General features: G+C 64.7%; 29 protein-coding genes. 19 read left to right on the top strand and 10 right to left on the bottom strand.

The window, feature by feature from the left end; all coding sequences use genetic code 11:
• Nucleotides 1-796: Hsp70 family protein (locus tag Q0139_RS09970; RefSeq protein WP_298020966.1), on the top strand; the 796-nt coding region annotated here is incomplete at its 5' end.
• Between the two features lie 66 nt (nucleotides 797-862).
• Nucleotides 863-1990 (top strand): molecular chaperone DnaJ, encoded by a 1128-nt coding sequence (dnaJ, locus tag Q0139_RS09965; protein WP_298020964.1) that lies wholly within the window; start codon nucleotides 863-865, stop codon nucleotides 1988-1990.
• 74 nt (nucleotides 1991-2064) lie between these two features.
• On the opposite strand, the gene purB is transcribed toward dnaJ, so the two are convergent.
• Nucleotides 2065-3378, bottom strand: coding sequence for an adenylosuccinate lyase (gene purB / locus Q0139_RS09960; RefSeq protein WP_298020958.1), 1314 nt, complete (start codon nucleotides 3376-3378; stop codon nucleotides 2065-2067).
• 233 nt (nucleotides 3379-3611) lie between these two features.
• Between purB and Q0139_RS09955 the strand changes: the two genes are divergently transcribed.
• Entirely contained in the window at nucleotides 3612-4331 is a 720-nt protein-coding gene (locus Q0139_RS09955; protein WP_298020954.1) for a hypothetical protein, read from the top strand.
• A 60-nt stretch (nucleotides 4332-4391) separates the two neighbouring features.
• Here the strand turns inward: Q0139_RS09955 and radC are convergent, their stop codons facing one another.
• Nucleotides 4392-5075: a DNA repair protein RadC gene (gene radC, locus Q0139_RS09950; protein ID WP_298020950.1), complete on the bottom strand. Its 684-nt coding sequence runs from the start codon at nucleotides 5073-5075 to the stop codon at nucleotides 4392-4394.
• A gap of 53 nt (nucleotides 5076-5128) precedes the next feature.
• On the opposite strand from radC, the gene Q0139_RS09945 reads away from it, so the two are divergent.
• The 3 genes from Q0139_RS09945 to Q0139_RS09935 are packed head-to-tail and all read left to right on the top strand — an operon-like array spanning nucleotide 5129 to nucleotide 8947.
• Nucleotides 5129-8299 carry a YdbH domain-containing protein gene (locus tag Q0139_RS09945; protein ID WP_298020947.1) on the top strand — a complete coding sequence of 1057 codons (3171 nt, stop codon included), beginning with the start codon at nucleotides 5129-5131 and terminating at the stop codon, nucleotides 8297-8299.
• Entirely contained in the window at nucleotides 8296-8535 is a 240-nt protein-coding gene (locus Q0139_RS09940) for a YnbE family lipoprotein (RefSeq protein WP_367180740.1), read from the top strand. The genes Q0139_RS09945 and Q0139_RS09940 overlap by 4 nt, the downstream gene beginning before the upstream one ends.
• A 25-nt stretch (nucleotides 8536-8560) precedes the next feature.
• Nucleotides 8561-8947 carry a YdbL family protein gene (locus Q0139_RS09935; RefSeq protein ID WP_298020943.1) on the top strand — a complete coding sequence of 129 codons (387 nt, stop codon included), beginning with the start codon at nucleotides 8561-8563 and terminating at the stop codon, nucleotides 8945-8947.
• Between the two features lie 155 nt (nucleotides 8948-9102).
• Here Q0139_RS09935 and Q0139_RS09930 read toward each other — a convergent pair whose 3' ends face one another.
• Nucleotides 9103-9807, bottom strand: a complete 705-nt coding sequence (locus tag Q0139_RS09930) for a hypothetical protein (protein ID WP_298020940.1) — start codon at nucleotides 9805-9807, stop codon at nucleotides 9103-9105.
• A 244-nt stretch (nucleotides 9808-10051) separates the two neighbouring features.
• On the opposite strand from Q0139_RS09930, the gene Q0139_RS09925 reads away from it, so the two are divergent.
• The 5 genes from Q0139_RS09925 to Q0139_RS09905 all read left to right on the top strand — a co-directional run bounded on the left by Q0139_RS09925 (nucleotide 10052) and on the right by Q0139_RS09905 (nucleotide 12635).
• Complete coding sequence (locus tag Q0139_RS09925) at nucleotides 10052-10372, top strand: AtpZ/AtpI family protein (RefSeq protein WP_298020937.1); 321 nt, start codon at nucleotides 10052-10054, stop codon at nucleotides 10370-10372.
• A 64-nt stretch (nucleotides 10373-10436) separates the two neighbouring features.
• Entirely contained in the window at nucleotides 10437-11183 is a 747-nt protein-coding gene (locus tag Q0139_RS09920) for a F0F1 ATP synthase subunit A (RefSeq protein ID WP_298020976.1), read from the top strand.
• Between the two features lie 50 nt (nucleotides 11184-11233).
• On the top strand, nucleotides 11234-11461 hold the full coding sequence (locus Q0139_RS09915) for a F0F1 ATP synthase subunit C (RefSeq protein WP_298020935.1): 228 nt from the start codon (nucleotides 11234-11236) through the stop codon (nucleotides 11459-11461).
• A 66-nt stretch (nucleotides 11462-11527) separates the two neighbouring features.
• Nucleotides 11528-12022 (top strand): ATPase, encoded by a 495-nt coding sequence (locus Q0139_RS09910; RefSeq protein WP_298020932.1) that lies wholly within the window; start codon nucleotides 11528-11530, stop codon nucleotides 12020-12022.
• Nucleotides 12015-12635 (top strand): F0F1 ATP synthase subunit B, encoded by a 621-nt coding sequence (locus Q0139_RS09905; RefSeq protein WP_298020930.1) that lies wholly within the window; start codon nucleotides 12015-12017, stop codon nucleotides 12633-12635. Before Q0139_RS09910 ends, Q0139_RS09905 begins: the two co-directional genes overlap by 8 nt.
• 72 nt (nucleotides 12636-12707) lie before the next feature.
• On the opposite strand, the gene Q0139_RS09900 is transcribed toward Q0139_RS09905, so the two are convergent.
• Complete coding sequence (locus Q0139_RS09900) at nucleotides 12708-13115, bottom strand: cupin domain-containing protein (RefSeq protein WP_298020928.1); 408 nt, start codon at nucleotides 13113-13115, stop codon at nucleotides 12708-12710.
• A 76-nt stretch (nucleotides 13116-13191) separates the two neighbouring features.
• Between Q0139_RS09900 and uvrC the strand changes: the two genes are divergently transcribed.
• Complete coding sequence (gene uvrC, locus Q0139_RS09895) at nucleotides 13192-15129, top strand: excinuclease ABC subunit UvrC (RefSeq protein WP_298020925.1); 1938 nt, start codon at nucleotides 13192-13194, stop codon at nucleotides 15127-15129.
• Between the two features lie 3 nt (nucleotides 15130-15132).
• On the opposite strand, the gene Q0139_RS09890 is transcribed toward uvrC, so the two are convergent.
• Together Q0139_RS09890 and Q0139_RS09885 are read right to left on the bottom strand one after the other, a co-directional pair.
• Nucleotides 15133-15306, bottom strand: coding sequence for a hypothetical protein (locus Q0139_RS09890; protein WP_298020922.1), 174 nt, complete (start codon nucleotides 15304-15306; stop codon nucleotides 15133-15135).
• 50 nt (nucleotides 15307-15356) lie between these two features.
• Entirely contained in the window at nucleotides 15357-16457 is a 1101-nt protein-coding gene (locus tag Q0139_RS09885) for a GNAT family N-acetyltransferase (protein ID WP_298020919.1), read from the bottom strand.
• 113 nt (nucleotides 16458-16570) lie between these two features.
• Here Q0139_RS09885 and Q0139_RS09880 point away from each other — a divergent pair, with 113 nt between their 5' ends.
• The 6 genes from Q0139_RS09880 (at nucleotide 16571) to parE (ending at nucleotide 23467) form a co-directional block, all read left to right on the top strand.
• Nucleotides 16571-17527: a polysaccharide deacetylase gene (locus tag Q0139_RS09880; RefSeq protein WP_298020916.1), complete on the top strand. Its 957-nt coding sequence runs from the start codon at nucleotides 16571-16573 to the stop codon at nucleotides 17525-17527.
• Nucleotides 17524-18438, top strand: a complete 915-nt coding sequence (locus Q0139_RS09875) for a GNAT family N-acetyltransferase (RefSeq protein ID WP_298020913.1) — start codon at nucleotides 17524-17526, stop codon at nucleotides 18436-18438. Before Q0139_RS09880 ends, Q0139_RS09875 begins: the two co-directional genes overlap by 4 nt.
• Nucleotides 18439-18561: 123 nt before the next feature.
• The gene (recO, locus tag Q0139_RS09870; protein ID WP_298020910.1) at nucleotides 18562-19293 is read left to right on the top strand and encodes a DNA repair protein RecO; all 732 of its coding nucleotides are present in this window, start codon (nucleotides 18562-18564) and stop codon (nucleotides 19291-19293) included.
• 16 nt (nucleotides 19294-19309) lie between these two features.
• The gene (gene leuB / locus Q0139_RS09865) at nucleotides 19310-20353 is read left to right on the top strand and encodes a 3-isopropylmalate dehydrogenase (RefSeq protein ID WP_298020907.1); all 1044 of its coding nucleotides are present in this window, start codon (nucleotides 19310-19312) and stop codon (nucleotides 20351-20353) included.
• Between the two features lie 28 nt (nucleotides 20354-20381).
• Nucleotides 20382-21404 carry a phytanoyl-CoA dioxygenase family protein gene (locus Q0139_RS09860; protein ID WP_298020904.1) on the top strand — a complete coding sequence of 341 codons (1023 nt, stop codon included), beginning with the start codon at nucleotides 20382-20384 and terminating at the stop codon, nucleotides 21402-21404.
• Between the two features lie 80 nt (nucleotides 21405-21484).
• Nucleotides 21485-23467, top strand: a complete 1983-nt coding sequence (parE, locus tag Q0139_RS09855) for a DNA topoisomerase IV subunit B (RefSeq protein ID WP_298020901.1) — start codon at nucleotides 21485-21487, stop codon at nucleotides 23465-23467.
• Here parE and Q0139_RS09850 read toward each other — a convergent pair.
• From Q0139_RS09850 to Q0139_RS09835, 4 genes are read right to left on the bottom strand one after another with little or no spacing between them, the layout of a single operon-like run.
• Nucleotides 23464-23994 carry a GNAT family N-acetyltransferase gene (locus tag Q0139_RS09850; protein ID WP_298020898.1) on the bottom strand — a complete coding sequence of 177 codons (531 nt, stop codon included), beginning with the start codon at nucleotides 23992-23994 and terminating at the stop codon, nucleotides 23464-23466. The genes parE and Q0139_RS09850 overlap by 4 nt on opposite strands.
• Nucleotides 23994-24749, bottom strand: a complete 756-nt coding sequence (locus Q0139_RS09845) for a LysR family transcriptional regulator (protein ID WP_298020894.1) — start codon at nucleotides 24747-24749, stop codon at nucleotides 23994-23996. The genes Q0139_RS09850 and Q0139_RS09845 overlap by 1 nt, the downstream gene beginning before the upstream one ends.
• Complete coding sequence (gene apaG / locus Q0139_RS09840; RefSeq protein WP_298020891.1) at nucleotides 24746-25144, bottom strand: Co2+/Mg2+ efflux protein ApaG; 399 nt, start codon at nucleotides 25142-25144, stop codon at nucleotides 24746-24748. Before apaG ends, Q0139_RS09845 begins: the two co-directional genes overlap by 4 nt.
• Nucleotides 25141-26349 (bottom strand): aminotransferase class I/II-fold pyridoxal phosphate-dependent enzyme, encoded by a 1209-nt coding sequence (locus Q0139_RS09835; RefSeq protein WP_298020888.1) that lies wholly within the window; start codon nucleotides 26347-26349, stop codon nucleotides 25141-25143. The genes apaG and Q0139_RS09835 overlap by 4 nt, the downstream gene beginning before the upstream one ends.
• 107 nt (nucleotides 26350-26456) lie before the next feature.
• Here Q0139_RS09835 and Q0139_RS09830 point away from each other — a divergent pair, with 107 nt between their 5' ends.
• Nucleotides 26457-26828, top strand: a complete 372-nt coding sequence (locus Q0139_RS09830) for a hypothetical protein (RefSeq protein ID WP_298020885.1) — start codon at nucleotides 26457-26459, stop codon at nucleotides 26826-26828.
• Nucleotides 26829-26940: the final 112 nt, after the last annotated feature.

The raw sequence follows: 26940 nt of genomic DNA, 5'->3' as shown, positions 1-26940 counted from the left end.
CGGCGTGCTGCAGGGCGACGTCAAGGACGTGCTGCTGCTCGACGTGACCCCGCTGTCGCTCGGTATCGAAACGCTGGGCGGCGTCTTCACGCGGATGATCGATCGCAACACGACGATCCCGACGAAGAAGACGCAGACCTATTCGACCGCCGAGGACAACCAGAACGCGGTGACGATCCGCGTCTTCCAGGGCGAGCGCGAAATGGCGGCCGACAACAAGATGCTCGGCCAGTTCGATCTCGTCGGTATCCCTGCTGCGCCGCGCGGCGTGCCGCAGATCGAGGTCACGTTCGACATCGATGCCAATGGCATCGTCAACGTCAGTGCCAAGGACAAGGGCACCGGCAAGGAACAGCAGATCAAGATCCAGGCCTCGGGCGGTCTCGAAGAGGCCGATATCGAGAAGATGGTCCAGGAAGCCGAGCAGTTCGCCGAAGAGGACAAGAAGAAGCGCGAAGGCGCCGAGGCCAAGAACCAGGCCGAAAGCCTCGTCCATTCGACCGAACAGCAGCTCAACGAGCATGGCGACAAGATCGACGATGCGACCAAGTCCGACATCGAAGCCAAGATCGCCGAAACCAAGACGGCGATCGAAGGCGGCGATTCCGAGACGATGAAGACCAAGTCGGAAGAGCTCGCCCAGGCCGCGATGCAGCTGGGTCAGAAGATCTATGAGAGCCAGCAGGCCGAGGCCGGCGCCGCCGAAAGCGGCGAGGCCCAAGGCGACGAGACGGCGAACGACGAAGATGTCGTCGACGCCGAATTCTCCGAAGTCGACGAAGACAACAAGGCGTAACATGGCATGGCGCCGTCCCGTTGCGAAGGCGGGATGGCGCCATAGTCATGGAGGGGTAATGCCGTTGTGACGACGCAAGTCGACTATTACGAACAGCTGGGCGTGTCGCGCGACGCGGACGGATCGACGATCAAGTCCGCCTATCGCAAGCTCGCCATGGAACATCATCCGGACCGCAATCCCGGCGATCCCGAAGCCGAGGCGAAGTTCAAGGCCTGCAACGAGGCCTATGACTGCCTGAAGGACCCGCAGAAGCGCGCGGCGTACGATCGCTTCGGCCATGCCGCCTTCCAGAATGGCGGCGGCGGTGGTGGCCATGCCGGCGCGCAGGGCTTCGATGCCTTTTCCGATATTTTCGAAAGCTTTTTCGGCGACCAGATGGGCGGTCGCGGACGAGGCCGGGGCGGCGATGTCCGGCGCGGCGCGGACCTGCGCTACGATTATGAGATCACGCTGGAAGAAGCCTATCACGGCAAGACCGCCGAACTGACGCTCGACGTCACCCAGACTTGCGAGACGTGCGAGGGATCGGGCGCCAAGCCCGGCACCGGCGCCCAGACGTGCGGCACCTGTAACGGCCATGGCAAGGTCCGCGCGCAGCAGGGCTTCTTCATGATCGAACGCACCTGCCCGCAATGCCACGGCATGGGTCAGGTGATCGCGGAACCCTGTCTCGATTGCCGGGGCGAGGGACGCGTCGACACGACCAAGTCGCTCGAGGTGAACATCCCGCCCGGCGTCGACCAGGGCACGCGCATCCGCGTGTCGGGCGAGGGCGAAGCCGGTGCGCGTGGCGGGCCGTCGGGCGATCTCTACATCTTCGTCCATGTCGCGCGGCACGAACTGTTCCAGCGCGAAGGCACGACGCTCGCCGCGCGCTGCCCGATCTCCTTCACCACTGCCGCGCTCGGTGGCGAGATCGAGGTTCCGGGCCTCGACGGCGAAGTGCACGAATTCAGGATTCCCGCCGGCATGCAATCGGGCAAGCAACTCCGCAAGCGCGGCGCTGGCATGCCCGTGCTACAGGGCAGGGGGCATGGCGACCTCGTCGTCCAATTCGACGTCGAGACGCCGACCAAGCTTTCGGCGCGGCAGAAGGAATTGCTCGCCGAATTCCGCGAGACCGAAACCGGCGAGGAATGCCCCGAAAGCGCGGGCTTCTTCTCCAAGCTCAAGACGATGTTCGGGGAATAGAGACAATCCCAGGCAATCGTCATTCCAGCGAAGGCTGGAATTTTCGGTATCTCCTGAAAGCGCCGACCCGACAGCTAGCCGCCGAACACCCGCGCGAAGATCGTGTCGACATGTTTGAGGTGATAATCGAGGTCGAACTTTTCCTCGATCTGCTCCGGTGACAGCGCCGCCGTGACCTCCTTATCGGCCTTCAGCAATTCGAGCAGCGACAGTTCGCCGTCCGATTCCCACACCTTCATCGCGTTGCGCTGGACGAGGCGATAGGCGTCTTCGCGGCTGACACCCGCCTGGGTGAGGGCGAGCAGCACGCGCTGCGAATGGACGAGGCCGCCCATCCGGTCGAGATTCTTCTGCATCCGCTCGGGATAGACGAGCAGCTTGTCGACGACGCCGGTCAGCCGCGCGAGCGCGAAATCGAGCGTGATCGTCGCATCGGGGCCGATATAGCGCTCGACCGAACTGTGCGAGATATCGCGTTCGTGCCACAGCGCGACATTCTCCATCGCCGGGATCGCGGCGCTCCGAACCATGCGGGCAAGCCCGGTCAGGTTCTCGGTCAGCACCGGGTTACGCTTGTGTGGCATCGCCGAGGAGCCCTTCTGACCGGGCGAGAAATATTCTTCGGCCTCGAGAACTTCGGTACGCTGGAGATGACGAACCTCGGTCGCCAATCGCTCGATCGACGAAGCAATGACGCCGAGCGTCGCGAAGAACATCGCATGGCGGTCGCGCGGAATGACCTGGGTCGAGACGGGTTCGGGCGTCAGGCCGAGCTTGTCGGCGACATAGGCTTCCACCTCGGGATCGATATTGGCGAAGGTGCCCACCGCGCCCGAAATCGCGCAGGTGGCGATATCGGCGCGGGCCGCTTCGAGCCGCGCCTTGTTGCGCGCGAATTCGGCATAGGCCTCCGCCATTTTCAGGCCGAAGGTGACGGGTTCGGCATGGATGCCGTGGCTGCGGCCGATGGTCGGCGTCATCTTGTGTTCGTGCGCGCGGCGCTCGATTGCTTCGAGCAGCGCGTCTAGATCGGACAGCAGGATATCGGCGGCGCGGGTCAGCTGCACCGCGAGGCAGGTGTCCAGAACGTCGCTCGACGTCATCCCCTGATGCATGAAGCGGGCTTCGTGGCCGACCTGTTCGGCCACCCAGGTCAGGAAGGCGATGACGTCGTGCTTCGTCACCGCTTCGATGGCGTCGATCGCGGCGACGTCGATTGTCGGACCGGTCGCCCACCAGTCCCACAGCGCCTTGGCTGCGCTTTCCGGGACGACGCCCCGGTCCGCCAGCGCCTGCGTCGCATGGGCCTCGATCTCAAACCAGATGCGAAACTTCGCTTCGGGTTCCCAAAGCGCGGTCATTTCCGGGCGGGCATAGCGCGGGATCATCGGGGACTTGGTCCTTTCGTCGGGCGGAGCGCGGCATCTAGCAGCAGGCGACCGGTGCGACAAATTGCCCTGTTTTCCGCCCTTCCGTGCATTCTGTCCCGGTTTTGCCACGCATGGCGGACGAGTCGCGAGTCGTTCGCGATCAACTGGCCATGCCGGAGGAACCACGACCCCCCGTACATGTTGAACACCATGCCTGCCGGCTTCCCCCGGCCAGAGACAGGAGATTGAAAATGTTGAAGTTTTTAGCTTGTGCGAGTGCGCTCGCCATCGCCGCCCCGACTGTGGCCCAGGACGGGCCCGATACGCCGATGGCCGAGCCGGTCTTCGAAAGTGAAACCGCCGTCGATGCATCGGTCGACGCTCCAATGGAAGACGCTGTCGGAGTGGATGCCCGTACCGATGTCGAAACCAGTATGCCCGATCCGGCCGCGAGCGTGGATGCGGACACCCGGGTGACCACGGATAGCGGCGACACGACCATGGAGGCCGAGATCGAGACGGATGCCGACGGCCCGGAATTGGTGGAAAACGAGCCTCAGCAGGACTCTGATGGCCAGGGCGGCCCGCTGGAAGAGGCCGATCCGGTCGATCCGATGGCTGCCGAGCCGATGGATGCGGCCGAGCCCATGGCTGCGACGCCGGCAACTCCGCCAGAGCCGATGACGCCGGATGCCAATGCTTCGGCCACGGCTGAAGCCGCGACGAACGATCCTGCCGCCGTGGAGGCCTATGTGTCGTCCGAGTTCGCGACCTATGATTCGGATGGCAATGGCGAACTCTCGCAGAACGAGTTTGCGAGCTGGATTCTGCCCATTTTCACCGAGCAGTTGCAGGAAGCGATGACCCAGACCGAGATCGACGCCTGGGCGGAAGCCGCCTTCGCGCAGACCGATGCCGATCAGAGCAACGGCATCTCATCGACCGAGCTGACCGCGTTCCTGACCGCGTAACACACAAGAGGAGCATGACGAGAGGCGCCGTCCGTTTCGGGCGGCGCCTTTTTGTCGTGATCAGAGCAATCCCATGCTCCGGAGGCTGTTATGGCCGGATGCGCCGACGATGATATGATCGTGCACCGCGATGCCGAGCGGCCGGCCCGCCTCCGCGACTTCCCGGGTCAGCCGGATATCGGCCTGGCTCGGCGAAGGGTCGCCCGAGGGGTGGTTGTGGACGAGGATCATGGCCGAGACGTGCAGGTCGATCGCCTTGCGGATGATCTCGCGGACATGGATTGCCGCCTGGTCGATCGTTCCTTCGGCGACGAGCTGGTCGCGGATGAGGACATTCTTGGCGTCGAGATGGAGCACGCGGACCCGCTCGACCGGCTCGTGCGCCATATCAGCGTGGAGATAATCGAGCAGCGCCTGCCAGTTGGCGAGCACCGGCCGGCCGGCAATTTCGGACTGCAAGAGGCGCAGCGCCGACGCCTTGGCGATCATCAAAGCGGCAATCGAGCGGTCAGACAGCTTGGTCTTGCGCCGCAATTCGTCGGCAGGCGCGGACAACAAGGCGCCGTAGCTTCCGAACTCGTTGATAAGCCTCTTTGCCAGCGGCTTGGTGTCGCGGCGCGGAATGGCGAGTCCCAGCAGATACTCCACCAGCTCATGCTCGTGCAGCGCTTCGTGCCCGCCGTCGAGGAGGCGCTGGCGCAGCCGGTCGCGATGCCCGGTGCCGTCGGTCGGAAGGTCCGCCATGGCACAGCGGTATCGGGATGGCGGCGTTCGATCAATCGCGCTAGTGCAAGTCCATGGAAGATGCCGAGGAATTGCCGCCGGTGAGGCGCCGCCAATGGCTTCGGTGGCTCGGCGGGTTCCTGCTTCTGCTGTTCATCGCGCTTGCGGTGGCCTGGGCATTCCGCAAGCCGCTGGCGCGCGATTTCATCGACCGCGAACTCGCAAGCCGCGGTGTCGAGGCGGAATATGAAATCACCGAATTCGGGCTGACGCAGCAGCGGATCGCCAATGTCGTCATCGGCGATCCCGACGATCCGGATCTCACCGCCGCCTGGGCGGAACTGCATGTGCGGCTGACCTTCGGGGCGCCGCAAATCGAACGCATAGTCGCCTATGGCGTGCGGCTGCGCGGCGAACTGGGCGAGGATGGGCGCGTGCGCTTCGGCCAGGTCGACCGGCTGCTTCCCGAGCCGACGGGCGAACCCTTTGCCTTTCCCGAACTAGACGTGACGCTACACGACGCGCAGCTCTTCCTGCGGACGCCCTATGGCCCCGCGACGCTGATCGTCGATGGCGAAGGGCCGCTTCATGACGGCTTTTCGGGCCGGATCGGCGTAGTCGCGCCGCGGCTGGCGGTTTCGGACTGCAGAATTCGGCGCGTCCGGGTAAACGCGGCTGTCCGCATCGATTCACGCCGCCCTTCGATCGACGGCCCGGTGCGCGCCCGGCGGATCGATTGCGGTGCCGGTGGCCTCCAGCTCGCCGCGCCCGAAGTCGCGCTGCAGGCGGTCTTTTCCGAAGCGTTCGACCGCTGGGGCGGCGACGGGCGGCTGCGGTTCGCGGCGTTGCGCCAGGGTGACGTTGCTGTCGGCCGGTCGACGGGGCGGGCCGATTTCGACGGTACGGCCGATGGCGGTACGACCGGTTTCGCGCGCATCGAAAGCCGCAATCTCCGTTTCGAGGATTCGCGCGCCGCGTTGGCGCGAACGCGCTCGCATTTCCGGTTGCGCGAGGACGGGATTTTCGTGCTCGACAATGACGTGCGTCTCGCCGGGGCGCGTATTGGACCGCGACGGATCGGCGGGCTGATCCAGACGCTGCGGCAGGCGGAAGGCACACCGCTCGGGCCGGTCGGCGAACGCCTGTCGCTTGCGACGCGACGCGCGGTTTCCGCCTTCGATGCCGATTTCGGCCTTGTCCTGGCCCTGCGCGACGGCATCGGTACCGCGCGCGTCTCCGATCTGACGATGCGGAGCGACAGCGGCGCGCGCTTGCTGATTGCCGACGGAGATGGCGTGCGGGTCGGCTGGCCTTCGGCGCCGCTGCGGCTCGACGGCACGATGCGGCTGGCGGGCGGCGGTTTTCCGGAAATGCTCGTCAGCCTCGATCAGCAGCGCGCCGGTGCGCCGCTATCCGGCTATGCGCGGATCGCGCCGGTCGAGGCGAATGGCGCGAGGCTGGCCATGGGGCCGATCCGCTTTGCCGCATTGCCGGGCGGCGGCACGCGAATCGCAACCAGCGTCGAAATGACCGGCCCGCTGGCGGGCGGCCGGGTCGAACGGCTGCGGCTGCCGATCAACGGGACGCTCGGGCGCGGCGGCGCGCTGACGGTGGGGCAGGGGTGCGAACCGATCAGCTTTGCGCGGCTCCAGGTCGCGAGCCTCGATGTGGGCGCGTCGAGCCTGCCGCTCTGTCCGCTCTCGGGCGGATCGTTCTTCCGTTATGTGCCGGGACGCGGAATCGACGGCGGGGCGCGGCTCGCCAATCTTCGCCTGAACGGCCGGCTCGGCGGCACGCCGCTTTCGCTGCGTGCCGAGGATTTCCGACTGCCGCTCGGGGATCCCCGGTTCGACGCGCGCAACGTCGCCCTGCGGCTGGGGCCGGAAGGTGCACAATCGCAGCTCGATATCGCGACGTTCGGTGGCGATTTCGTTGCGGGGGGAGTCGACGGGGGTTATACTGGTCTTTCGGGGCAGCTGGCGTCGGTGCCGATCCGGATCGGCGACAGCAGCGGCGACTGGCGCTTCGTGGGCGGCGTGCTCGACGTGAACGGCGTCGGCGAGGTCACCCACACGGCGCCCGATCCATTGTTCGAACCGATGATCTCGCGCGATCTGGCGCTGCGTCTGGCGGACAATCGCGTCACGCTGACGGGCGCGCTGCTCGAACCCAAGACGCAGGTCACCGTCGCCGATGTGGATCTGGCGCACAATTTGAACAGCGGGCGCGGCGAGGCGGTACTCGCGACGGAACGGCTGGAATTCAACGACCGGATGCATCCGCGCGACCTCACCGACCTGCTCGTCGGGATCGTCGCCGAGGTGGATGGACTGGTGGAAGGCACCGGCGTCATCCGCTGGGGGCCGGAGGGGGTGACGAGCGAGGGGACCTACCGCATCATCGACACCGATCTCGCCGCGTCGTTCGGCCCGGTACGCGGCCTCAACACAGAACTGCATTTCACCGACCTCTTGGGTCTCGAAACCGCTCCCAATCAGCTAGCGACGATGCGCGAGGTCAATCCCGGTGTGCTCGTCGAGGATGGCGAGATGGCCTTCCAGTTCCTCTCCGGCAGTCAGATACGGATCGAAGGCGGGCGCTGGCCCTTTGCCGGTGGCGAGATCGTGCTGGAACCGACAGTCCTCAATCTCGGTGCGGATGGCGAGCGGCGCATGAATTTTCGCCTGACCGGGATCGACGCCTTCCAGTTCGTCGAAGAGCGGGATCTGCAAAGCATCGGCGTCACCGGCCTGTTCGACGGCGAACTGCCGATCGTGTTCGATCGGGATGGCGCGCGGATCGAAGGCGGCTATCTGCGCTCGCGACCGCCCGGCGGGGCGTTCAGCTATGAAGGCGAGATCAGCGACGTGAATCTCGGCCTGCTCGGCACGCTGGCGTTCAACGCGCTCGAACTCGTCCGCTACGATATCATGACGCTGACCTTTGACGGCGATCTCGACGGCGAGATGGTGACGTCGATCGACTTCACGGGCGTCACGCCGCGTATCTCGCGCGAGGGCCAGAATTTCCTCGTCGCCGGGCTGACACGCCAATTGGCGGAAATACCGGTGCGCTTCGACATCACGATGCGCGCGCCGTTTCAGGGGCTGTTCTACTCGGTCCGTTTGCTCGACGATCCCACTTTTCTCGTCGGCGAGGCGATACGGCGGCAGCGCAGGGAAACCACAATAGAAACCGGGGCCGAACGGGCCGTTCAGGGTCAGGAAAGCGACGATCTGCCATGACGATACCAAGATTGACGATGAAGGAGAGCAATGCGACGACATCGGGGATGACCCGGATTTTCGCTTTATCGCTGATGGTTGGCGCGATTGCGCTGGCGGGATGCGTGCAGGTGAATACCCCGGAAGATCCGATCGTGATCGAACTGAACATAAACGTACAGCAGACGATCGACGTCAATTTGCAGGAAGACGTGCAGAATTTGATCGAGGACAATCCGGACCTGTTCCCGGAGTGATAATCGAGACCAGAGAGTAGCGAGAATGACGATGACCAAGACACGCAAGATCATAGCCGCGATCGCGCTGGCCGGAGCAATGGCCGGCGGTGTCGCTACGATGGCGCAGGCGCAAAACGCCGCCGTTCAGCAGGCCGTGTCGCAGGGCGTGGTCGGTGAGACCATGTCCGGCTATCTCGGCTTCGCGCAGAGCCCCTCGGCCGAATTGCGCGCCCAGGTCGATGCGATCAATCTCGCCCGGCGTTCGGCCTATACGCGGCTCGCCGAAGAGCGCGGCGTGACGCGACAGCAGGTCGCGACCGAAACCGCATGCTCGGTGATCTCGGGCCTTGCCGCGGGACGCGTCTATCAACTCCAGGATGGCGTCTGGCGGACCGCCGGGGCCGGTGGGGTTTCCGTTCCCGGTTGCTGAGGTTCGCCGCTGCGAACTGGACGGAATTCGAGTCGGTCAAAAACCGTCATTGCGAGCGCAGCGAAGCAATCCAGAGCCGCAGAGAATAACGCTCGCTGCTCTGGATTGCTTCGTCGCCTTTGGCTCCTCGCAATGACGGTTTGTTGCGTCAGACCCTAATTCGCCGCCGCAAACGCGTCGTGATATTCCGGCTTGACCAGGTCGACCAGAGCCTGCGTCACCGGCACCGATATTTCGAAACTTCCCGCCACGTAAGGCCCTGCGACATAGGGCGCGACGACGATATGGATCGTGTCGAAGGCACCGCCTGACCCGCTCCCCGGCGCGATCGCCTGTTCGTGGAGCAGCGGACAGGCATTCCACCAGCTGTAGTCGGTCTCGACGCCGCGATCGGCCTGCATCGCGGCAAGCTGCGCACAATAGGCGCGATCGATGTTCGCATAGGCGGCATAGCGATCGGTGAAGAGATAGGCGAAATCGACGGCGTGATCTTCTGCCGTGTCCCAGATTCGCGCGCCATAGCCGGTATTTCCATGTGCGCCGCCGCCATAGATATAGGTCGTCGAGGCGAGGCTCAGCAGCCGCCCGGCGCGGCCGGGCGAGACCCAATAGGTGTCCATCGCCAGATGATCGAGCATCGGGCTGTCGGGCATTTCGCTGCGCAACTCGGTGACCATATCGTCGAATTCGGCGCGCGCCTGTTCGCGTTCGGCGGTCAGCTGCTCATTGAGGCCCGGGAATTCCGCCACTTCATCGGGCAGCGTGTAGCCGAAGCCATCATGTTCGTAGAACCCTTCGGTCCGCTCCACATCGAAGATCGACGCCGAATCAGCCTCCTGCGCCTGGACGGAGGCTGTCATTGCGGTGAGTGCGAAAACCGCTCCCGAGGCGGCGCGAAACAATCTTCTATCCATCGCTGTCGGCTGCCATATTTCGGCAACAACCGCCAGCTTTTCCGCAATGCAATAAGCCTGTTCCGGCCGGGGACGACTCGGTTGACTTGGGTCACCCCCGTCCCTAAACGGCACCTGCCTTGGCGGGGTCGCTCGCCTCCATGCGCGTGTCCGGCGTCCCGGCGAATTCGAAGGGACGAAGGAAACGAACATGGCGGAGGACGAAACCGGGCGAAATACTCCTGTCGCGGAAGATGCGCGGATCCAGTCGCTGGAAAAGCGATTGCAGGCCGCACGACGCGCAGAAGAAGATCGCGCAGCCAAGCGGAATAAGGGGCCGGCCAAGGGATATTCCCAGGGGCACCGTATTCTCGCCGAACTGATCGGGGCACCGCTGGGCGGAGGTTTGATCGGCTGGGTCTTGGACCGGTGGTTGGACACTTCGCCCATATTTCTGTTGGTTCTGGTGTTCCTCGGGTTCGCCGTCGCCTTCAGGAATATTTACAGGATTTCCAAGGAGCCGCCGCGCTAGCGGTGCTCCTTAAGTTAGAGCGAGACGGGACAGAGACGTGGCTGAAGGCGGCGCAGTCGATCCGATGCACCAGTTCGAGGTGCAGCCGATTTTCGGGACCCTTGGCGAAGGCAGTTTCGCCTTTACCAACTCCACCCTGTGGATGCTGATCGCGCTCGCCGCGCTCTGGATCTTCATGCTGGGCGGTATGCGCCGCGAGCTCGTTCCGGGCCGCTGGCAGCTCGCCGTGGAGGGGATAACCGGCTTCGTCGACAATATGATATCGACGACGATCGGTCCGGAGGGGAAGAAATATGTCCCCTATATCTTCACGATCTTCATGTTCATCCTGTTCGCCAACCTGCTCGGCCTCGTGCCGATCGGCATCGTCGGCGGCCATCCGTTCACCGTGACCAGCCATTTCGTCATCACCGGCATGATGGCGATCATGAGCTTCTCGATCGTGCTGATCGTCGGTTTCTGGCGGCACAAGCTGAAATTCTTCACGCTGTTCATCCCGCACGGCACGCCCGCGCCGATGATCCCGCTGATCTTCTTCATCGAGCTGTTCTCGTTCCTCGTGCGACCGTTCAGCCTCGCGCTCCGGCTCTTCATCGCCATGACCGCGGGTCACATTCTGCTAAAGCTGTTCGGTTCGTTCGTCATCGACGGCATCAACGCGGGCTGGACCTACGGCCTCATCGTTGCCGTGCCTAGCTTCGCCCTGATGCTCTTCGTCAGCGCGCTCGAAATCCTGGTCTGCGCGATCCAGGCCTATGTCTTTGCCCTGTTGTCGACGCTCTACATCAACGACGCCGTCAATCTGCACTGATTTTCGTCTCAACCTGATTTCATACCCAATCCAACCTAGGGAGTTTTCCAATGGAACTTGAAGCTGCAAAAATGATCGGTGCGGGCCTTGCCGCGATCGGTGTCGGCGCCGCCGCCACCGGTGTGGGCAACGTCTTCGGATCGTTCCTCCAGGGCGCGCTGCGCAACCCGGCCGCCGCCGACGGCGAGCAGGGCCGCCTGTTCATCGGCTTCGCGGCCGCCGAACTGCTCGGCCTGATCGCGTTCGTCGTCGCGCTGCTCATCCTGTTCGTCTTCTAGTTTGGACGGGCGCGGCCGTGGCGCCGCGCCCTGCCGAACCGGCACAAGAACAAGGAAAGCGGATTCATGCCTCAGATCGATCAAGTCCTCGTCAGCTACGCGTCGCAGATCGGCGCGCTGCTCGTCGTGCTCGCGATCATCTATTTCGGCATCGCCCGGGCGATCCTGCCCAAGGTGCAGGGCACCGTCGATGCCCGCGCCAAGCGGATCACCGACGATGTGGCCGCTGCCGATGCCGCGCATGAAAAGGCCGACGAGATCGAGGAAACCTATCGCACGCAGATAAACGAAGCGCGTGCGAATGCGAACTCGGTGACCGTCGAAGCAAAGTCCCAGGCCTCGGCCGATACGGAAAAGCGCCTGGCCGCCGCCGATGAGAAGCTCGACGCGAAGCTGGCCGAGGCCGAAGCGAGCCTCGCCAAGTCTCGCGCCGCGGCGCTGGCGGAGATCGAAAGCGTCGCCGTCGAGGCGGCACGCGATATCGTCGCGCGCATTTCGGGTCGCGATGTGACCGCTGCCGAAGCCGAAGCGGCGGTGAAGGCGGAGATGGCCCATGGCTAACGCAAACCCCGCGCTCGAAGCCGAGCTTGAGCAGGAAGTCCATGAAGACATGGGCATTCCCGCCGACGATCACGGCGAAGCGGCTGGCCATACCGAGGAAGCCGGCCATTATCCCGAGCCGACCGCCTTCTATCTGGACGCCAATGCCTGGGTTGCACTGGCGATGATCGTCGTGCTGGCGATCATGATCTGGAAGAAGGTGCCCGGCATCATCGCCGCCGCGATGGACAAGCGGATCGCCGAGATCCGCGGCGAAATCGACGAGGCCGCCAAGCTACGCGCCGAGGCCGAGGCGCTCAAGGCGGAGTACGAAGCCAAGACCGCCAATGCGGATCAGGAAGCCGCCGCGCTGCTGCAGCGCGCGCGCGACGAGGCTGGTGAGATCGTCGAGCAGGCCGAAAAGGATGCCGATGCGCTGGTTGAACGGCGCCAGCGGCTGGCCGAGGACAAGATCGCCGCTGCCGAGCGCAGCGCGATCGCCGAAGTCCGTGCCAAGGCCGCCACCGCGGCGACCGCCGCCGCCGCCCGGCTCATCGAGCAGAAGCACGATGCGGCCGCCGACAAGGCGCTGATCGACAGCACGATTTCGGGGCTCGACACGCGTCTCAACTAGGCCCGGGTCAAACCTACCGAAGATGAACGCGGCCGCCGGGAAACCGGTGGCCGCTTTCGTTGGGCCGCCGGCCTACGGAACTGTGGTGGTGTGCATTTTAGGTTCGATGATCAGATAGACCCCGGTCTCATCGCCGACATTGACGGCTTCGTGCCAGGCGATGCCGTCGCTCCACCACGATGCGCCGGCGGTCATTTCGCGGATTTCACTGCCCTCCGCGTCGGTGATCTCCATCGTGCTGCCTTGAAGAATATAGCCCCAATGCGGTGGATGGAAATGCCGCTCATGCCCGATGCCCGGAGGAAAGGTGCAGCGTCCGACCCGCATCTCGTCATTTTCGAACAGTTGCTCGCAGACATCCTCGCCCTGCCAGCCGGCGGCGAACGCGGTGGGCAGATCGCCGTCTTCCGTCACGGTTTGGGCGGTGAGCGGTGCCCCCAGGCACAGACAGGCAAGCGAGAGGGCGTATGACGATTTCATCTTTCACTCCGCGGCGCGTTTCGAACGATCATGCTAGCCGTTTGCCGTCCTTGCCGCCAATGCCTAGATCGTTCGCATGAAATCCGGCCGCCCCGATATCCCCAATGCGCCCGAGCGGTTCAACGAGGACAAGGCGACCTATACCGTCAAAGGGGCCGACACGCCCGATCTCGATGCGGGCGTCGAGGCGATCAGGGAAACGGTGAAGTCATTGCCGCAGCGGCCCGGTGTCTACCGGATGCTCGATGCGCGGGGCGATGTTCTCTATGTCGGCAAGGCGGCGAGCCTGAAATCGCGCGTGCCGAACTATACGCAAATCGCGCAGCTGCCGAAGCGGCTCCAGCGAATGGTGGCGCAAACGCGGACGATGACGATCGTCACGACCAACACCGAGGCCGAGGCACTGCTGCTCGAAGCGCAGCTCATCAAGCGCTACCGCCCGCCCTACAATGTCCTGCTGCGCGACGACAAAAGCTTCCCGTTCATATTGCTGCGCGAAGATCACGACTATCCGCGGATCATGAAGCATCGCGGCGCGCGGCGCGCCAAGGGGCAATATTACGGTCCGTTCGCCAGCGCCGGTTCGGTCAACCGGACGATCAACGCGTTGCAGAAGACGTTTCTGCTGCGTAGCTGCACCGACAGCTTCTTCTCGAACCGTTCGCGGCCGTGCCTGCTCTACCAGATCAAGCGCTGCTCGGCGCCGTGCGTCGGCCGGATCGACGAGGACGGCTATGACGAGCTCGTCGACGACGCCAAGGCGTTCCTCTCGGGCAAGAGCATCAAGATCCAGCAGAAGCTCGGCGCGCAAATGGAAAAGGCGGCCGAGAATCTCGATTACGAGATGGCCGCCGTCTATCGCGACCGGCTCAAATCGCTGACCTTCATCCAGGGCAACCAGGCGCTGACGGCGGCGAACGTCACCGATGCCGATGTCTTCGCGCTGGCGGCGAAGGGCGGGACGGTCGGCATCCAGGCCTTCTTCATCCGGGGCGGGCAGAATTGGGGGCATCGCAGCTTCTTCCCATCGCATGTGAAAGACGTGCCCGAAGAAGTGGCAATGCAGGCCTTTTTGATGCAGTTCTACGAGGAGGTGCCGCCGCCCCGGCTGGTCCTTGTGGATCGGGAACTGCCCGAGACCGAATTGCTCGAAGAGGCGTTGGCCGAGCGAGCGAATCGCAAGGTGACGTTGAAAATCCCGCAGCGCGGCGACCAGCGCAAGATGATGGATCAGGCACGGCGCAATGCCGAGGAGGCGCTCGACAGGCGGCTCGCCGAAAGCTCGACCCAGGCGAAGGTCATGCGCGAAATGGCCGAGATGTTCGAGCTCGACGATATCCCGGACCGGATCGAGATTTACGACAACAGCCATGTCCAGGGCGCGCACGCGGTCGGCGCGATGGTGGTCGCGGGGCCCGAGGGCTTCCGCAAATCCAACTATCGCAAGTTCAACATCAAGAACCCCGAGACCGAACCCGGCGATGATTTCGCAATGATGCGCGAGGTGCTCAAGCGGCGCTTCGCACGCGCCGAGAAGGAAGATCCCGACCGCAAAAAGGGCGAATGGCCCGATCTCGTCCTGATAGACGGCGGCAAGGGGCAGGTCAGCAGCGTCTGCGATACGCTGGAGGAGCTCGGGATCAGCGACGTGCCGATCATCGGCATCTCCAAGGGGCCTGACCGCCATGCCGGGCGCGAGCATTTCCACTTTCCCGACGGCCGCGAGCGGCTGCTGCCGCCGAACAACGCCGTGCTGTTCTACCTGCAGCGGCTCCGCGACGAGGCGCATCGCTTCGCCATCGGCGCTCACCGGAAGAAGCGCGCAAAGGCGATGGGCACGAGTCCGCTCGACGCCATCCCCGGCATCGGCCCGGCGCGCAAACGTGCGCTGCTCCTGCATTTCGGCACGGCGAAAGCGGTTCGGGCGGCGGGCCTCGACGATATCGAGCGGGTGCCCGGCGTTTCGACGGCGATGGCGCGGACGATCTACGATCATTTCCACGCTGGCGGTTGAGGCTCAGTCGCCCATCACGGCAGCGGCAATTTCGTCCACGCTGCCGACCACCAGCAACGGACTCCCGCCGACCATGCCGACCTTGGTCTGGCCGTTCTCATCCTCGCGCAACCAGGCGATATTGTCCGCGACGACGAGATACTTGCCGCCACGCGATTGAAGGGTCACGAATTTCATGGAATTTCTCCTGACGCCGAGCACTCTAAGTGCGGCCGCTCTCGGTCAGGTTAACGATCGGAAATAAGTTCCCAGCCCTGGCGTTTCAGCAGAGGCCTGGCCATCCTCGCCAGAATTCCGTCGTCGACGAAGAGCAGGTCGCAGATTTCCGGCCCGGCTTTCGCGCCGTAGCGCGCCTTGTATCCGCCATCGCCGGCGCCCCAGTCGATGACCGGAACGCCGCGTTCCGCCGCATCGGCGAAATCGAACGTCAGGATGATCCGGCCGGGGCTGTATTCCTTGTATTTCTCGCTGAAATTGTTCGCGATCTGGTAGCGTGTATCGCCGACCGCCAGCCCGAAGGTGAAGGCGATCGGCGCTTCATCGAGATACATGATATGCGCGAACATCAGTGGCGCGAGCACCGGATCGCGCGCCGCGTCCTCCCACATCCTGCGGCGTTCGGGATCGAGGAACTTGGTATCGGCGCCGTCGCTGATCTCGGCGAGCCAGCTCTCGGCCTCGATCCGGGCTAGGGCATCGCGGTCGTCTGCCGTCCAGTCCGCGCCGGTCACCTTGCGATAACTCACCTCACCGATCCGGCCGAGGCGATTGGCATAGTTGCGCGACTGGCGAATCGCCGACTTGCTGGGCCATGCCTTCTTCGCCCGCAAGGCGGCGACATCGATGTCGTAGCTGTGCGAGATGGTGCGCTTGAAAACGGCCCAGCCGGCTGGTGCGGCAAGCGGCAGCAACCGCTCGATCGACGGGTCGTTGCCCTGGATCGGGCCGACGCGCCACGCCTTGCCGAGCGCAGCGCGGGCATCGCTGCCGGACAGCATCGCCAGAAGTATCGCATCGCCGGCGTCCTCGCGGATCGGCACGCTGCGGAAGGGCCAATATGCACCGGCCACTTCATTGATCGTCAGCGGGCCCATTCGGCGCGGCGCGATGGGAAAGGCGGCGACCGGCTCGCCGTCGCGCTCATAAACGTGGAAAGTGACGTCGGAGGCGGCGGCGCGATACCATGCGGGGCGCAGGAAGGCGTGCAAAGGCGCGGCGGCGTCGACGAGCGCAGCAAGCGCCGCGTCATCGGCAACGGCCCAGCCCTGCGCAGGCCGACCTTCATCATCCGCAGCAATCGCATATTCCTGCCGCATCAGCATCGACATCTTCTCCCGTTTCGTCGGATATAGTCATCATGGCTTAAGATGCGGTTGAAGCACGATTTTTCGTTATCGGCCGGTTTACGCAATCTTATCCGGGCGCGGGCTATGCGCTTGGCATGGCGACGCGCGTGCTGATCACTGTCGATACCGAGCTCACCTGGCGGCATCATGTCGCCGGGGCGGATTGGCGCGACAACTACGCGCGCAGTGTCGAGCCGGGCGGGGTCGGGCTGAGCTATCAGCTCGAAAAACTCCGCGAATTCGGCCTCAAAGCCTGTTTCTTCATCGATCCGATGCCGGCCGCGATTTTTGGGCTCGATCCGGTCAAACGCATGGTCGAAACCGTGCTCGAAGGCGGGCAGGGCGTGCAGCTACACTGTCATCCCATGTGGCTCGATGCCGCAAAGCATGACAGCGATCCCGAAAAGATGCGCTTCGAACTCACCGAATTCGGTTATGACGAGCAGCGCGAAATCATCGCCCAGGCACGCGAATGGCTCATCGAAGCCGGTGCGCCGATGCCCGTCGCTTTCCGCTCGGGCAGCTATGCGGCGAACACCGACACGCTACGAGCGCTGCGCGATCTCGGCTTCACCTATGACACCAGCCACAATGGCTGCGAGGCGCCGTGGCCGAGCGCAATCGATCTGCCCGAACACCAGATCACGCCGGCCGAGGAAAAGGGCATCGTCGAAATTCCCGTGACCCAATTGCGGGTGCCGGGCGGCGGCCTTCGCCACACGCAGATCTGCGCGATCTCGCGGAGCGAAATGCGGTCCGGCATCGATCATGCCATCAAGGAACGCCTGCCGGTCTTCACGATCGTCGGGCACAGTTTCGAACTGGCGACGCGCGACGGGCAGCGGCCCAATCGCCTGATCAAGGCGCGGTTCGATCGGCTCTGCGCCATGCTCGCCCGCCGCGCGGACAAGGCGCAGACCACGCATTTCGCCGATCTCGACCGCGTCCCGCTCGACATTCCCGCGCACCCCGTACCCATCTCGTTCTTCACCGTCGCCAACCGTATGGCCGAGCAATTAACGGCGAACATGCTGGAGAAGGTGGCGCTGTGACCGCCGCGCTGCCGCAGCCCCTGCGCTTCCAGGTGGGTGCCCGGACGCTGCTCGCCGTGCGCCGGCGGCTGGTGCGGATCGGCCTGTCGCTCGGCGACGCGCTTGGCGACAAGGCGGTCATTTTACCGCCGCTCGCTCCTGGCGATCACGGCTATCTCGTGACATCGCTTCCAGTATCGCGGCGCGATGCGGTCGAAGCGCAGATGCCCGGCGCGCTACCGTTGGAGCGCCAGCGCTACGCCCGCCGCTATGCCGATCTCTCAGCCAGCTTCGACGACTATATGGCCACGTTTTCGGGCAAAAGCCGGTCGACATTGCGGCGCAAGGTTCGCAAGTTCGAGAAGCTCTCAGGCGGAATGCTCGATCTGCGTTGCTATCGCACGCTTGGCGAAATGAGCGAATTTTACGATCTCGCGCGCCAGGTATCGGAAAAGACCTATCAGGAGCGTCTTCTCGACGCCGGCCTTCCCGATGGCGCCGACGCGCAGGCCGAGATGCGGCGCCTTGCCGGGCGCGACGAGCTGCGCGCGTGGCTGCTGTTCGTCGATGGCGAGCCGGTCAGCTATCTCTACGCTCCGGCGGACGGCGACACGCTGATTTACGCCTATCTCGGCTATGACCCGGCCTTCGCCAAATATTCGCCCGGCGCGGTGCTGCAGATCGAAGCGATGCGGCAGGTGATCGAAGAAGGCCGGTTCCGCCGTTTCGACTTCACCGAGGGCGACGGGCAGCACAAGCGCCAGTTCGCGACGGGCAGCGTCGATTGTGTCGACCTGTTGCTCCTCAAACCGACATTCGGCCATCGCGCGCTGATAGCTTCGCTGAAAGGCTTCGACGGGTCGATGGCGCTGGCCAAGCGTGGCGTGAAGGCACTGCGCCTCGAACGGGTAGCGAAGACCATCCGGCGGTAATTCTCGGCGGCATTGCGCGGAGCTCAAGGCGACGCTTCGCTTCGCTCGCAATGACGGGGTCTCAAGGACCAGCCGGAGATTCCAGCTTTCGCTGCAATAACGGCGTGGGGTAGGGAATGCGCCATGCAATTCCGCACCCCCGCCATCGTCTGCGCGCTCCGTCACCATGGCGAGCATGGCACGATCGCGCGACTGATGACGCCCGAACAGGGGCTGATGGCCGGCTATGTCCGCGGCGGCCGGTCCCGGCGCCTGCGGCCGGTGCTGCAGCCCGGCAACCTCGTCGACGCCGAGTTCCGTGCGCGCACCGATGAGCAACTCGCCAGCCTGACTCTCGATCTCGTGCACAGCCGGGGCGGCCTGTTCGAAGAGCCGCTTGCCGCTGCGGCGATAGAATGGAGCTGCGCGCTGACGGCGGCGACATTGCCGGAAGGCCATGGCTATCCGCGGCTTTACGACGCGCTGGACGGCGTGCTGGCGGCGGTCGAAGCGGCGCCGCGCGCAAGGGACTGGGCGGCGGCGCTGGTGCGCTACGAATTGCTGTTGCTGTCGGAGCTCGGCTTCGGGCTCGATCTCAACCGCTGCGCCGCCGATGGCGATTCCGGCGATCTCGCCTGGGTCAGCCCGAAATCGGGCATCGCGGTCAGCCGGGAGAAGGGCACGGCCTATGCCGCCTCCCTGCTGCCGCTGCCCGGTTTCCTGCGCGATGGCGGCCGGGTCGAGGATTGGGACGCGATCTTTCAGGGGCTGGCGATCACCGGCCATTTTATCGCGCGCGACCTGTTGGCGGAGCGGCGCAAGGATGTCATGGCGGCTCGGACACGGCTGGTCGAGCGGTTGAAACGCGCGGCCTGAGCGGGAGATGACAATAATGCTCGTTGCATTGCTGCCCGGAGACGGGATCGGACCGGAAGTGATCGCCGAGGCGGTGCGCGTGCTGGATACGCTCGAGATCGGCGGGCTTGTTTTCGAGGAAGCCCCTGTTGGCGGTGCCGCGTTCAAGGCGGTGGGGCATCCGCTGCCCGAAGCGACGCTCGACCTCGCGAAGCGCGCCGATGCGATCCTGTTCGGTGCCGTCGGCGATCCCGATTGCGACGCGCTGGAACGCCATTTGCGGCCCGAACAGGCGATCCTGGGGCTGCGCGCCGAGCTGGGCCTTTACGCCAATCTGCGCCCCGCCGCGACGATCCCCGCGCTCGCCGATGCCTCGGCATTGCGCGCCGACATTGCCGGCAACATCGACCTGATGATCGTGCGTGAGCTCAACGGCGACGTTTATTTCGGCGAGAAGGGGATGCGCGCGACCGATGCCGGGCTGCGGCAGGGCTATGACATCATGTCGTACGACGAGGGCGAGGTGCGCCGGATCGCGAAGACCGGGTTCGAAACGGCGCGGGCGCGGCGCGGCAGGCTCTGTTCGGTGGACAAGGCGAATGTGCTCGAAACCTCGCAGCTCTGGCGCGACGTCGTGACCGAGATCTCGGCCGACTATCCCGACATCGAACTCAGCCATCTCTATGTCGACAATGCCGCGATGCAGCTGGTGAAGGATCCGGGGCAGTTCGACACGATCGTCACGGGGAACCTGTTCGGCGACATCCTCTCCGATCTTGCCAGCATGTGCACCGGGTCGATCGGCATGCTGCCCTCGGCCTCGCTCGACGAGGGCGGGAAGGGGCTTTACGAACCGATCCACGGCTCGGCGCCCGATATTGCGGGGCAGGGGATCGCGAACCCGCTGGCGACGATCCTCTCCGCCGCGATGATGCTGCGCTATTCGCTGGGGCTCGGAGATGCAGCGGCCCGTATCGAGAAGGCGGTGGAGGTGGCACTCGCCGCTGGCCTGCGGACAGCAGATCTCGGTGGGAAGGCCACCACGCGGGAAGCGGGCGATGCGGTGATCGCAGCATTGTAGCTTCTCCGACAACGGCTAGAATGCGGCCATGAACCCCGCCCGTTATCTCCTCGCCCCGGTCTGGCTGGCGCAGCTTGCCACGGGCGCGAAGAATTTCTCCAAGAATCCGGTGATCGGATCGCGGCGGCTCAACGCGCGCGGGCTCCACGCTTGGCGGGTGAAGCGCGCGCACGCCATGGCGGCACGGCGGCGGACAAAGATCGGGCGCAAGGTCGATGCCGAAGACCGCGCGGCCTTCGATCGCGATGGGTTCGTCGAGAAGCGCGATTTTCTGCCTGCCGATGCGTTCGAAAAGCTCCGCGCCTCGGTCTTCACCTTTACCGGTCCCGCGCGCGAGATGGTGCAGGGCGATACGATCACGCGGCGAATCGCGCTCGACCCCAAGGCGCTGAAGGCGGTGCCGGAGCTTGCCGCGCTGCTCGACCGCCCGGACTGGCGCTGGCTGATCCGCTATGCCGGGAGCTTCGATCAGGAGCCCTTGCTCTACATCCAGTCGATCGTCAGCCACGCGCATGACGGCGATCCCGACCCGCAGACGCATTTCCACGCCGATACCTTTCACCCGACGGTCAAGGCATGGTTCTTCCTGACCGATGTCGCCGAGGACGAGGGCCCGTTCTGCTACGTCCCCGGCTCGCATCGGCTGACGCCCGAAAGGCTGGCCTGGGAGCGCGAGATGAGCGTGAAGGCCGTCGAGGGCAAGGTGGACCGGCTTTCTGCCAAGGGCTCGTTCCGCGTGAGCGAGGACGAATTGCCCGCGCTCGGCCTTCCGGCGCCGCGCAAGTTTGCGGTGCCCGCCAACACGCTGGTCGTCGGCGACACGTTCGGCTTTCACGCGCGGGGGCCCTCGGCGCGGCCCTCGGTGCGCGTCGAGATCTGGGCCTATGGGCGCCGCAACCCGTTCCTGCCGTGGAAGGGCCTCGATCCGCTGAGCCTGCCCGGCATCGCCGAACGCCGCGTTCCCGCACTGTGGCGCTTTCGCGACCGGTTCAAGCGCTGGGTCGGCCAGCCGTGGAAGGATGTGGGAGAAAAATCGCCGCTTGAGCGGTGACGATCCTCCCCGTGCCGGGGAGGATCGAACAGTGGACAACGCACTGGCGCGGAGTCCCGCGGATTCCTATAGCTTCTGACATGACCGACCTGTTCGCCGGCAATTCGGGCGCAGACGCGCATGACGATTACGACGCCTCCTCGATCGAGGTGCTCGAAGGGCTCGAGCCTGTCCGCCGTCGCCCCGGCATGTATATCGGCGGCACCGACGAGCGCGCGCTGCACCATCTCGCGGCCGAGGTGCTCGACAATGCGATGGATGAGGCGGTCGCCGGCCATGCCAGCCGGATCGAGGTGACGCTGGAGCCGGGCAACAGGCTCACCATCGCCGACAATGGCCGCGGCATCCCGATCGACCCGCACCCGAAATTCCCGAAGAAATCGGCGCTCGAAGTGATCCTGACGACGCTCCATTCGGGCGGCAAATTCTCGAACAAGGCCTATGCGACATCGGGAGGCCTGCACGGCGTCGGCGTGTCGGTCGTCAATGCGCTGTCGGCCGATACTGTGGTCGAAGTCGCGAAGAACAAGCAGGTCTACCGCCAGACCTTCTCGCGCGGCGACCCGACATCGAAGCTCGAAAAGATTGGCGACACGCCGAACCGCCGCGGCACGACGCTGAGCTTCGTGCCCGATCCGCAGATTTTCGGCGACAAGCTGGCGTTCAAGCCGGCGCGGCTGCATGCGCTCGCCCGCTCCAAGGCCTATCTGTTCGCCGGCGTCGAGATCCGCTGGAAATGCGATCCCACGCTGATCAAGGACGACACGCCGACAGAAGCGGTGTTCCAGTTTCCGGGCGGCCTTGCCGATCATCTTGCCGAGCAGGTCGGCGAGCGGCCTTGCGCGACCAATGACTTCTTCTCGGGCAAGCAGGACTTTCCCGACGGCCAGGGCTCGGTCGAATGGGCGGTCGCCTGGCCGCTCTATTCGGACGGCGCGTACAGCTATTATTGCAACACGATCCCGACGCGCGACGGCGGCACGCACGAGGCTGGGCTGCGCACCGCGCTGACCAAGGGTATCCGCGCGTTCGGCGAGCTGATCGGGAACAAGAAGGCGAACGGCATTTCGGCCGAGGACGCGATCGGCGGGTCGGAACTCATGCTCTCGGTCTTCATCCGCGATCCGCAATTCCAGAGCCAGACCAAGGACCGGCTGACGAGCCCGGAGGCCGCGCGGCTCGTCGAGAACGCCGTGCGCGACCATTTCGATCATTTCCTCTCCGACAATATGGAGCGCGGCAAGGCGCTGCTCGGCTATGCGATGGAGCGGATGGACGAGCGGCTGCGCCGCAAGGCCGAGAAGGAGGTCAAGCGCAAGACCGCGACCAGCGCGCGCAAGCTGCGCCTCCCCGGCAAACTGACCGACTGTTCCGAAGCCGGCCCAGAGGGCACCGAGCTCTTCATCGTTGAAGGCGACAGCGCCGGCGGCTCGGCCAAACAGGCGCGCGACCGCAAGACGCAAGCCGTGCTGCCGATCCGCGGCAAGATCCTCAACGTCGCCTCGGCGACCCTTGCCAAGATCGGGGCGAACAGCGAGATCGCTGACATCATTCAGGCGCTCGGCTGCGGAACGCGAGACCATTGCAGCCCCGACGACCTGCGCTACGAGCGTATCATCATCATGACCGACGCCGATGTCGACGGCGCGCATATCGCGACGCTGCTGATGACCTTCTTCTTTCAGGAGATGAGCGCGATCGTGAAGTCCGATCACCTTTTCCTCGCCCGCCCGCCGCTCTACCGCCTGACAGCAGGCGGCAAGAGCCTCTACGCCCAGGACGAGGCCGAGCGCGCGAAGATCGAGGAGACGGTGTTCAAGGGCAAGAAGGTCGAGGTAGCGCGCTTCAAGGGCCTCGGCGAGATGAACCCGCAACAGCTACGCGAGACGACGATGAACCCGGAAACGCGGTCGTTACTCCGTGTGAAGCTCCCCGCCGCCTATGAGCAGCAGGCCGGCGTCAAGGACCTGGTCGACCGGCTGATGGGCAAGCATCCCGAGCATCGCTTCCAGTTCATCCAGGACAATGCGGCGACGCTGGAAGAGGACGCCATCGACGCCTAGAGCGCTTCCCACTCCCGCTTCAACAGCCCCCAGAGGATGCTGTCGCGGATGCCGATATGCGTCTCCCATTCCTCGCGTAGATAGCCTTCGCGCTGAAAGCCGAGCTTTTCGAGCAGCGCATTCGATCCATGATTGTCCGGATCGGTATCGGCTACCAACCGTCGATAGCCGCCGTTCTCGAAAGCGTGGCGGATGATTTCGGCGACCGCTTCCGAAGCATACCCTTTACCCCATTCCGAGCGGCGCAAATTGTAGCCGAGTTCGGCCACGCCTTCGCGTCCCGGAATCAGCACGACCCATCCCAGCGCCTCGCCCCCCTTCAACGTCGTCGCCCAGCTTCGATATTTGGGATCGGTGGCATTGATGCGGACATAGTCTTGCGTCTGATCGAGCGTATCGTGCGGTCCGCTCGACCAATAGCGCATTGCTTCTTCGTCGGAGAAGAAGTGATGCATTGCCTCGGCATCGTCGACGGCGAGTGGGCGCAGGACGAGGCGGCCGGTCCGGAATGTCGGCAGGTCGGCCATCAGCCGGTCAGCGCGGCGACCAGCTGGCGGACCTTCTGCTGTCGCCATTGCGGAAGCGGTGCCATCATCCAATAGGCGCGTTGTGCCGGTTCGGTTTCGCCGATCTCTACCCCGGCCGCCTCGGCCAGCAGCCGCGGAACGCGCGCTCGGCCCATACCTGCGCGCGCGGCCTCCATGGCGAGCCCCGCATCGCCGACGATCAGGCGGATTTCCTCGGCCTTGCCTCCCTCCCAACAGAGAAGGTCGCCTTCGCCGACCCACACCGCTTCCGGATCGCCCAGTCGAACGCCCTGGAGCTCGCCCGGCCCGTCGACGAAACGGATGGCGAGATCGAGATTGGCCTCGGTGAAATCGAGCGGCTCGTCTGCCGCGATCAGCTGAAACCGCAGATCGCCGTCGCTCTTGGCATAGTCGGCGAGGCGCGGGAGCAGCCAGTAACGGGAGAAATCGCGCGGCGCGGCGATCGTCAGCCGATTCGACGACTGGCCCTGCCGCATCGCGCGAACGCTGTCCTCGAACTGCAGGAAACCCGCGCGCAAGGCGTCGAGTCCGCGTTCGCCTTCGGGCGTCAGTTCGAGCCCCTTGGGGGTGCGGCGGAACAGGACGACGCCGAGCGTATCCTCGAGCGCGCGAATCTGCTGGCCGACGGCGGCCGGCGTCACCGCGAGTTCGTCGGCGGCGCGGGTGAAGGAGAGATGCCGTGCCGCGGCGTCGAACACGCGCAGTCCGTTCAGCGGGAGAAGGGTACGCTTCATTGCGTGACCGCCGGTCCGGCCAGGGGAAAGCAGGGGATGACGGCGTCGAAGGTCTCGCCGCTCTCGCTGATCATATGGTAGCTGCCCTCCATCTCGCCGGTGGGCGTGGTGAGCGGACAACCGGACACGTAGTCGAAGGTTTCGCCGGGCGCGATCATCGGCTGCTCGCCGATCACGCCCTCGCCCTGCACCTCGTGCCGGACGCCGTCGCCGTCGGTGATCAGCCAGTGCCGGGTCAGCAGCTGGACCGGCGCGTTGCCCGCATTTTCGACGCGGACGTGATAGGCCCAGAACCAGCGGCCCTTATCCAGTTCCGACTGTTCGGGAAGGAAGCTGACCGCGACCCGCACGATCACATCGCGCGTCCGGGCGGCATAGGGGAAAAAGGCGTTCACAGCCCGACCGCCTTCAACGCCCCGTCGAGGTCGTCGATCAGGTCTTGTGGGTCCTCCAAGCCGACATTGATCCGCAGCATGCCTTCCTCGATTCCCATTTCGGCACGGACCTCTTCGCTGAGGCCGCTATGCGTGGTCGAAGCAGGGTGGGTCATCAGGCTGCGCGAATCGCCGATATTGTTCGAAATATCGACGAGTTCGAGCGCATCGAGCAGACCATGCGCCTGGCTCCGTCCGCCATCGAGATAGAAGGAGAAGATCGGCCCCGCCGCGTCCATCTGGCTCATCGCGAGATTGTGCTGCGGATGGCTCGGCAGACCCGGATGATTGATCCGGGGCACGCGGCTTTCGAGGAAGCGGCCGACTTCGAGCGCATTTTCGCTCTGCCGCCTTATGCGCAGGTCGAGCGTTTCGAGCCCCTTGAGCACCACCCATGCGTTGAATGCGGACAGCGTCGGGCCGGTATTGCGGGTGAAGGCAAGCAGGGTGTTCTCGATGAAATCCTCGCTGCCGCAGACCGCGCCGGCGAGGACGCGGCCCTGGCCGTCCATCATCTTGGTGGCGCTATAGGCGACGATATCGGCGCCGAATTCGAGCGGGCGCTGCAGAGCGCTTGTCGCAAAGGCGTTGTCGACCACCGTCAGGATGTCGCGTTCCTTTGCGATTTCGCAAACCGCTTTCAGATCAACGACATCCATGGTGGGGTTGGCAGGGGTTTCGAAGAAGAACAGCTTCGTTTCCGGCCGGATGGCGGACTTCCACAGGTCGGGGTCGCGCGCGTCGACGGTCGTTGTCTCGATCCCGAATTTCGGCAGCAGCGTATCGGTGAGCCAGCGGCACGACCCGAAGGCCGCGCGGCCGGCGACGATATGGTCGCCCGCTTCGAGCTGGCACAAAAGCGCCGCCGTCATCGCCGCCATGCCGCTCGCCTGACAACGGCACGCCTCGGCGCCCTCCATCAGCGCGATCCGCTGCTCCAGCATCTCCACGGTCGGGTTCTGGAGGCGCGAATAGGTCATGCCCTGCTGGTCGCCGGCAAAGCGCGCTGCGGCATCGGCCGCGCAATCATAGGCGTAGCCCGAAGTCAGGAAGATCGCCTCGGACGTCTCGCCCCATTCGGACCGCGCCGTGCCGCCGCGCACCGCCTGCGTGGCGGGGCGCCAATGGCGCGTCTTTTCGCGATCCTGTCCGGTCGAACGTTTCATGGTGCTTGCTTTGCCAAGCCGGTCACTGGCGCGTCAATGCGATTTGCGCCCTTGGCAGGGCGTGGCGGCCAAGAATATGCTGGGCGGTGCATAGCGGGAGTGAGGATATGACGGTTCTTGGCATTAGGTTCTGTACGGTGAAGCCGTTCGACGAAGCGAAGGCGCTTCAGGGCTTTTTCGGCGATTCCGGTTGGGGATTCGCCGAGCGCGACATGGGCGGCGGAGAAGGAGATGGCTTTTCAGGCGCCGTCTTCCCCGCTGGCGAAGCGAGCTGGACGGAAATCTGGACGGCGGGCGAGGGAATGCCCGAAGGTATCATGCTCCACATCGTCGTCGACAATGCCGATGCCTATGCAGAACAGGCCAAGGCCAACGGCCTCGCCGTGCAAGGGCCGATGGATATGCACGGCGAACGCATCTATTTCAGCGAGGCGCCGGGCGGCATGAATGTCGCGGTGCTGTCGAAGCTGGAGCAGTGATCGGCTCAGATTGAGACGTCATTGCGAGGAGCCGAAGGCGACGCGGCAATCCAGAGTTGCAATCGATGCGCCAAATGGCTCTGGATTGCTTCGCTGCGCTCGCAATGACGCT

Source organism: uncultured Parasphingopyxis sp. (assembly GCF_937129435.1).
Classification (GTDB): Bacteria; Pseudomonadota; Alphaproteobacteria; order Sphingomonadales; family Sphingomonadaceae; genus Parasphingopyxis.
Note: the sequence above shows the minus strand (reverse complement) of the source record. Positions and strands in the feature narration are given on the sequence as shown.

What these genes read in the sequence shown, in the direction of transcription:
- Q0139_RS09905 (WP_298020930.1), top strand. Translation starts at nt 12,015, where the DNA reads ATGGCTAACGCAAACCCCGCGCTCGAAGCCGAGCTTGAGCAGGAAGTC.
- Q0139_RS09835 (WP_298020888.1), bottom strand. Translation starts at nt 26,349, where the DNA reads ATGAAACGTTCGACCGGACAGGATCGCGAAAAGACGCGCCATTGGCGC.
- Q0139_RS09920 (WP_298020976.1), top strand. Translation starts at nt 10,437, where the DNA reads ATGCACCAGTTCGAGGTGCAGCCGATTTTCGGGACCCTTGGCGAAGGC.
- Q0139_RS09955 (WP_298020954.1), top strand. Translation starts at nt 3,612, where the DNA reads ATGTTGAAGTTTTTAGCTTGTGCGAGTGCGCTCGCCATCGCCGCCCCG.
- Q0139_RS09900 (WP_298020928.1), bottom strand. Translation starts at nt 13,115, where the DNA reads ATGAAATCGTCATACGCCCTCTCGCTTGCCTGTCTGTGCCTGGGGGCA.
- Q0139_RS09910 (WP_298020932.1), top strand. Translation starts at nt 11,528, where the DNA reads ATGCCTCAGATCGATCAAGTCCTCGTCAGCTACGCGTCGCAGATCGGC.
- Q0139_RS09915 (WP_298020935.1), top strand. Translation starts at nt 11,234, where the DNA reads ATGGAACTTGAAGCTGCAAAAATGATCGGTGCGGGCCTTGCCGCGATC.
- Q0139_RS09880 (WP_298020916.1), top strand. Translation starts at nt 16,571, where the DNA reads ATGGCGACGCGCGTGCTGATCACTGTCGATACCGAGCTCACCTGGCGG.
- purB (WP_298020958.1), bottom strand. Translation starts at nt 3,378, where the DNA reads ATGATCCCGCGCTATGCCCGCCCGGAAATGACCGCGCTTTGGGAACCC.
- Q0139_RS09925 (WP_298020937.1), top strand. Translation starts at nt 10,052, where the DNA reads ATGGCGGAGGACGAAACCGGGCGAAATACTCCTGTCGCGGAAGATGCG.
- Q0139_RS09930 (WP_298020940.1), bottom strand. Translation starts at nt 9,807, where the DNA reads ATGACAGCCTCCGTCCAGGCGCAGGAGGCTGATTCGGCGTCGATCTTC.
- Q0139_RS09940 (WP_367180740.1), top strand. Translation starts at nt 8,296, where the DNA reads ATGACGATACCAAGATTGACGATGAAGGAGAGCAATGCGACGACATCG.
- Q0139_RS09885 (WP_298020919.1), bottom strand. Translation starts at nt 16,457, where the DNA reads ATGTCGATGCTGATGCGGCAGGAATATGCGATTGCTGCGGATGATGAA.
- Q0139_RS09860 (WP_298020904.1), top strand. Translation starts at nt 20,382, where the DNA reads ATGAACCCCGCCCGTTATCTCCTCGCCCCGGTCTGGCTGGCGCAGCTT.
- Q0139_RS09890 (WP_298020922.1), bottom strand. Translation starts at nt 15,306, where the DNA reads ATGAAATTCGTGACCCTTCAATCGCGTGGCGGCAAGTATCTCGTCGTC.
- recO (WP_298020910.1), top strand. Translation starts at nt 18,562, where the DNA reads ATGCAATTCCGCACCCCCGCCATCGTCTGCGCGCTCCGTCACCATGGC.
- Q0139_RS09850 (WP_298020898.1), bottom strand. Translation starts at nt 23,994, where the DNA reads ATGGCCGACCTGCCGACATTCCGGACCGGCCGCCTCGTCCTGCGCCCA.
- leuB (WP_298020907.1), top strand. Translation starts at nt 19,310, where the DNA reads ATGCTCGTTGCATTGCTGCCCGGAGACGGGATCGGACCGGAAGTGATC.
- Q0139_RS09830 (WP_298020885.1), top strand. Translation starts at nt 26,457, where the DNA reads ATGACGGTTCTTGGCATTAGGTTCTGTACGGTGAAGCCGTTCGACGAA.
- Q0139_RS09945 (WP_298020947.1), top strand. Translation starts at nt 5,129, where the DNA reads ATGGAAGATGCCGAGGAATTGCCGCCGGTGAGGCGCCGCCAATGGCTT.
- uvrC (WP_298020925.1), top strand. Translation starts at nt 13,192, where the DNA reads ATGAAATCCGGCCGCCCCGATATCCCCAATGCGCCCGAGCGGTTCAAC.
- parE (WP_298020901.1), top strand. Translation starts at nt 21,485, where the DNA reads ATGACCGACCTGTTCGCCGGCAATTCGGGCGCAGACGCGCATGACGAT.
- Q0139_RS09935 (WP_298020943.1), top strand. Translation starts at nt 8,561, where the DNA reads ATGACGATGACCAAGACACGCAAGATCATAGCCGCGATCGCGCTGGCC.
- radC (WP_298020950.1), bottom strand. Translation starts at nt 5,075, where the DNA reads ATGGCGGACCTTCCGACCGACGGCACCGGGCATCGCGACCGGCTGCGC.
- Q0139_RS09845 (WP_298020894.1), bottom strand. Translation starts at nt 24,749, where the DNA reads ATGAAGCGTACCCTTCTCCCGCTGAACGGACTGCGCGTGTTCGACGCC.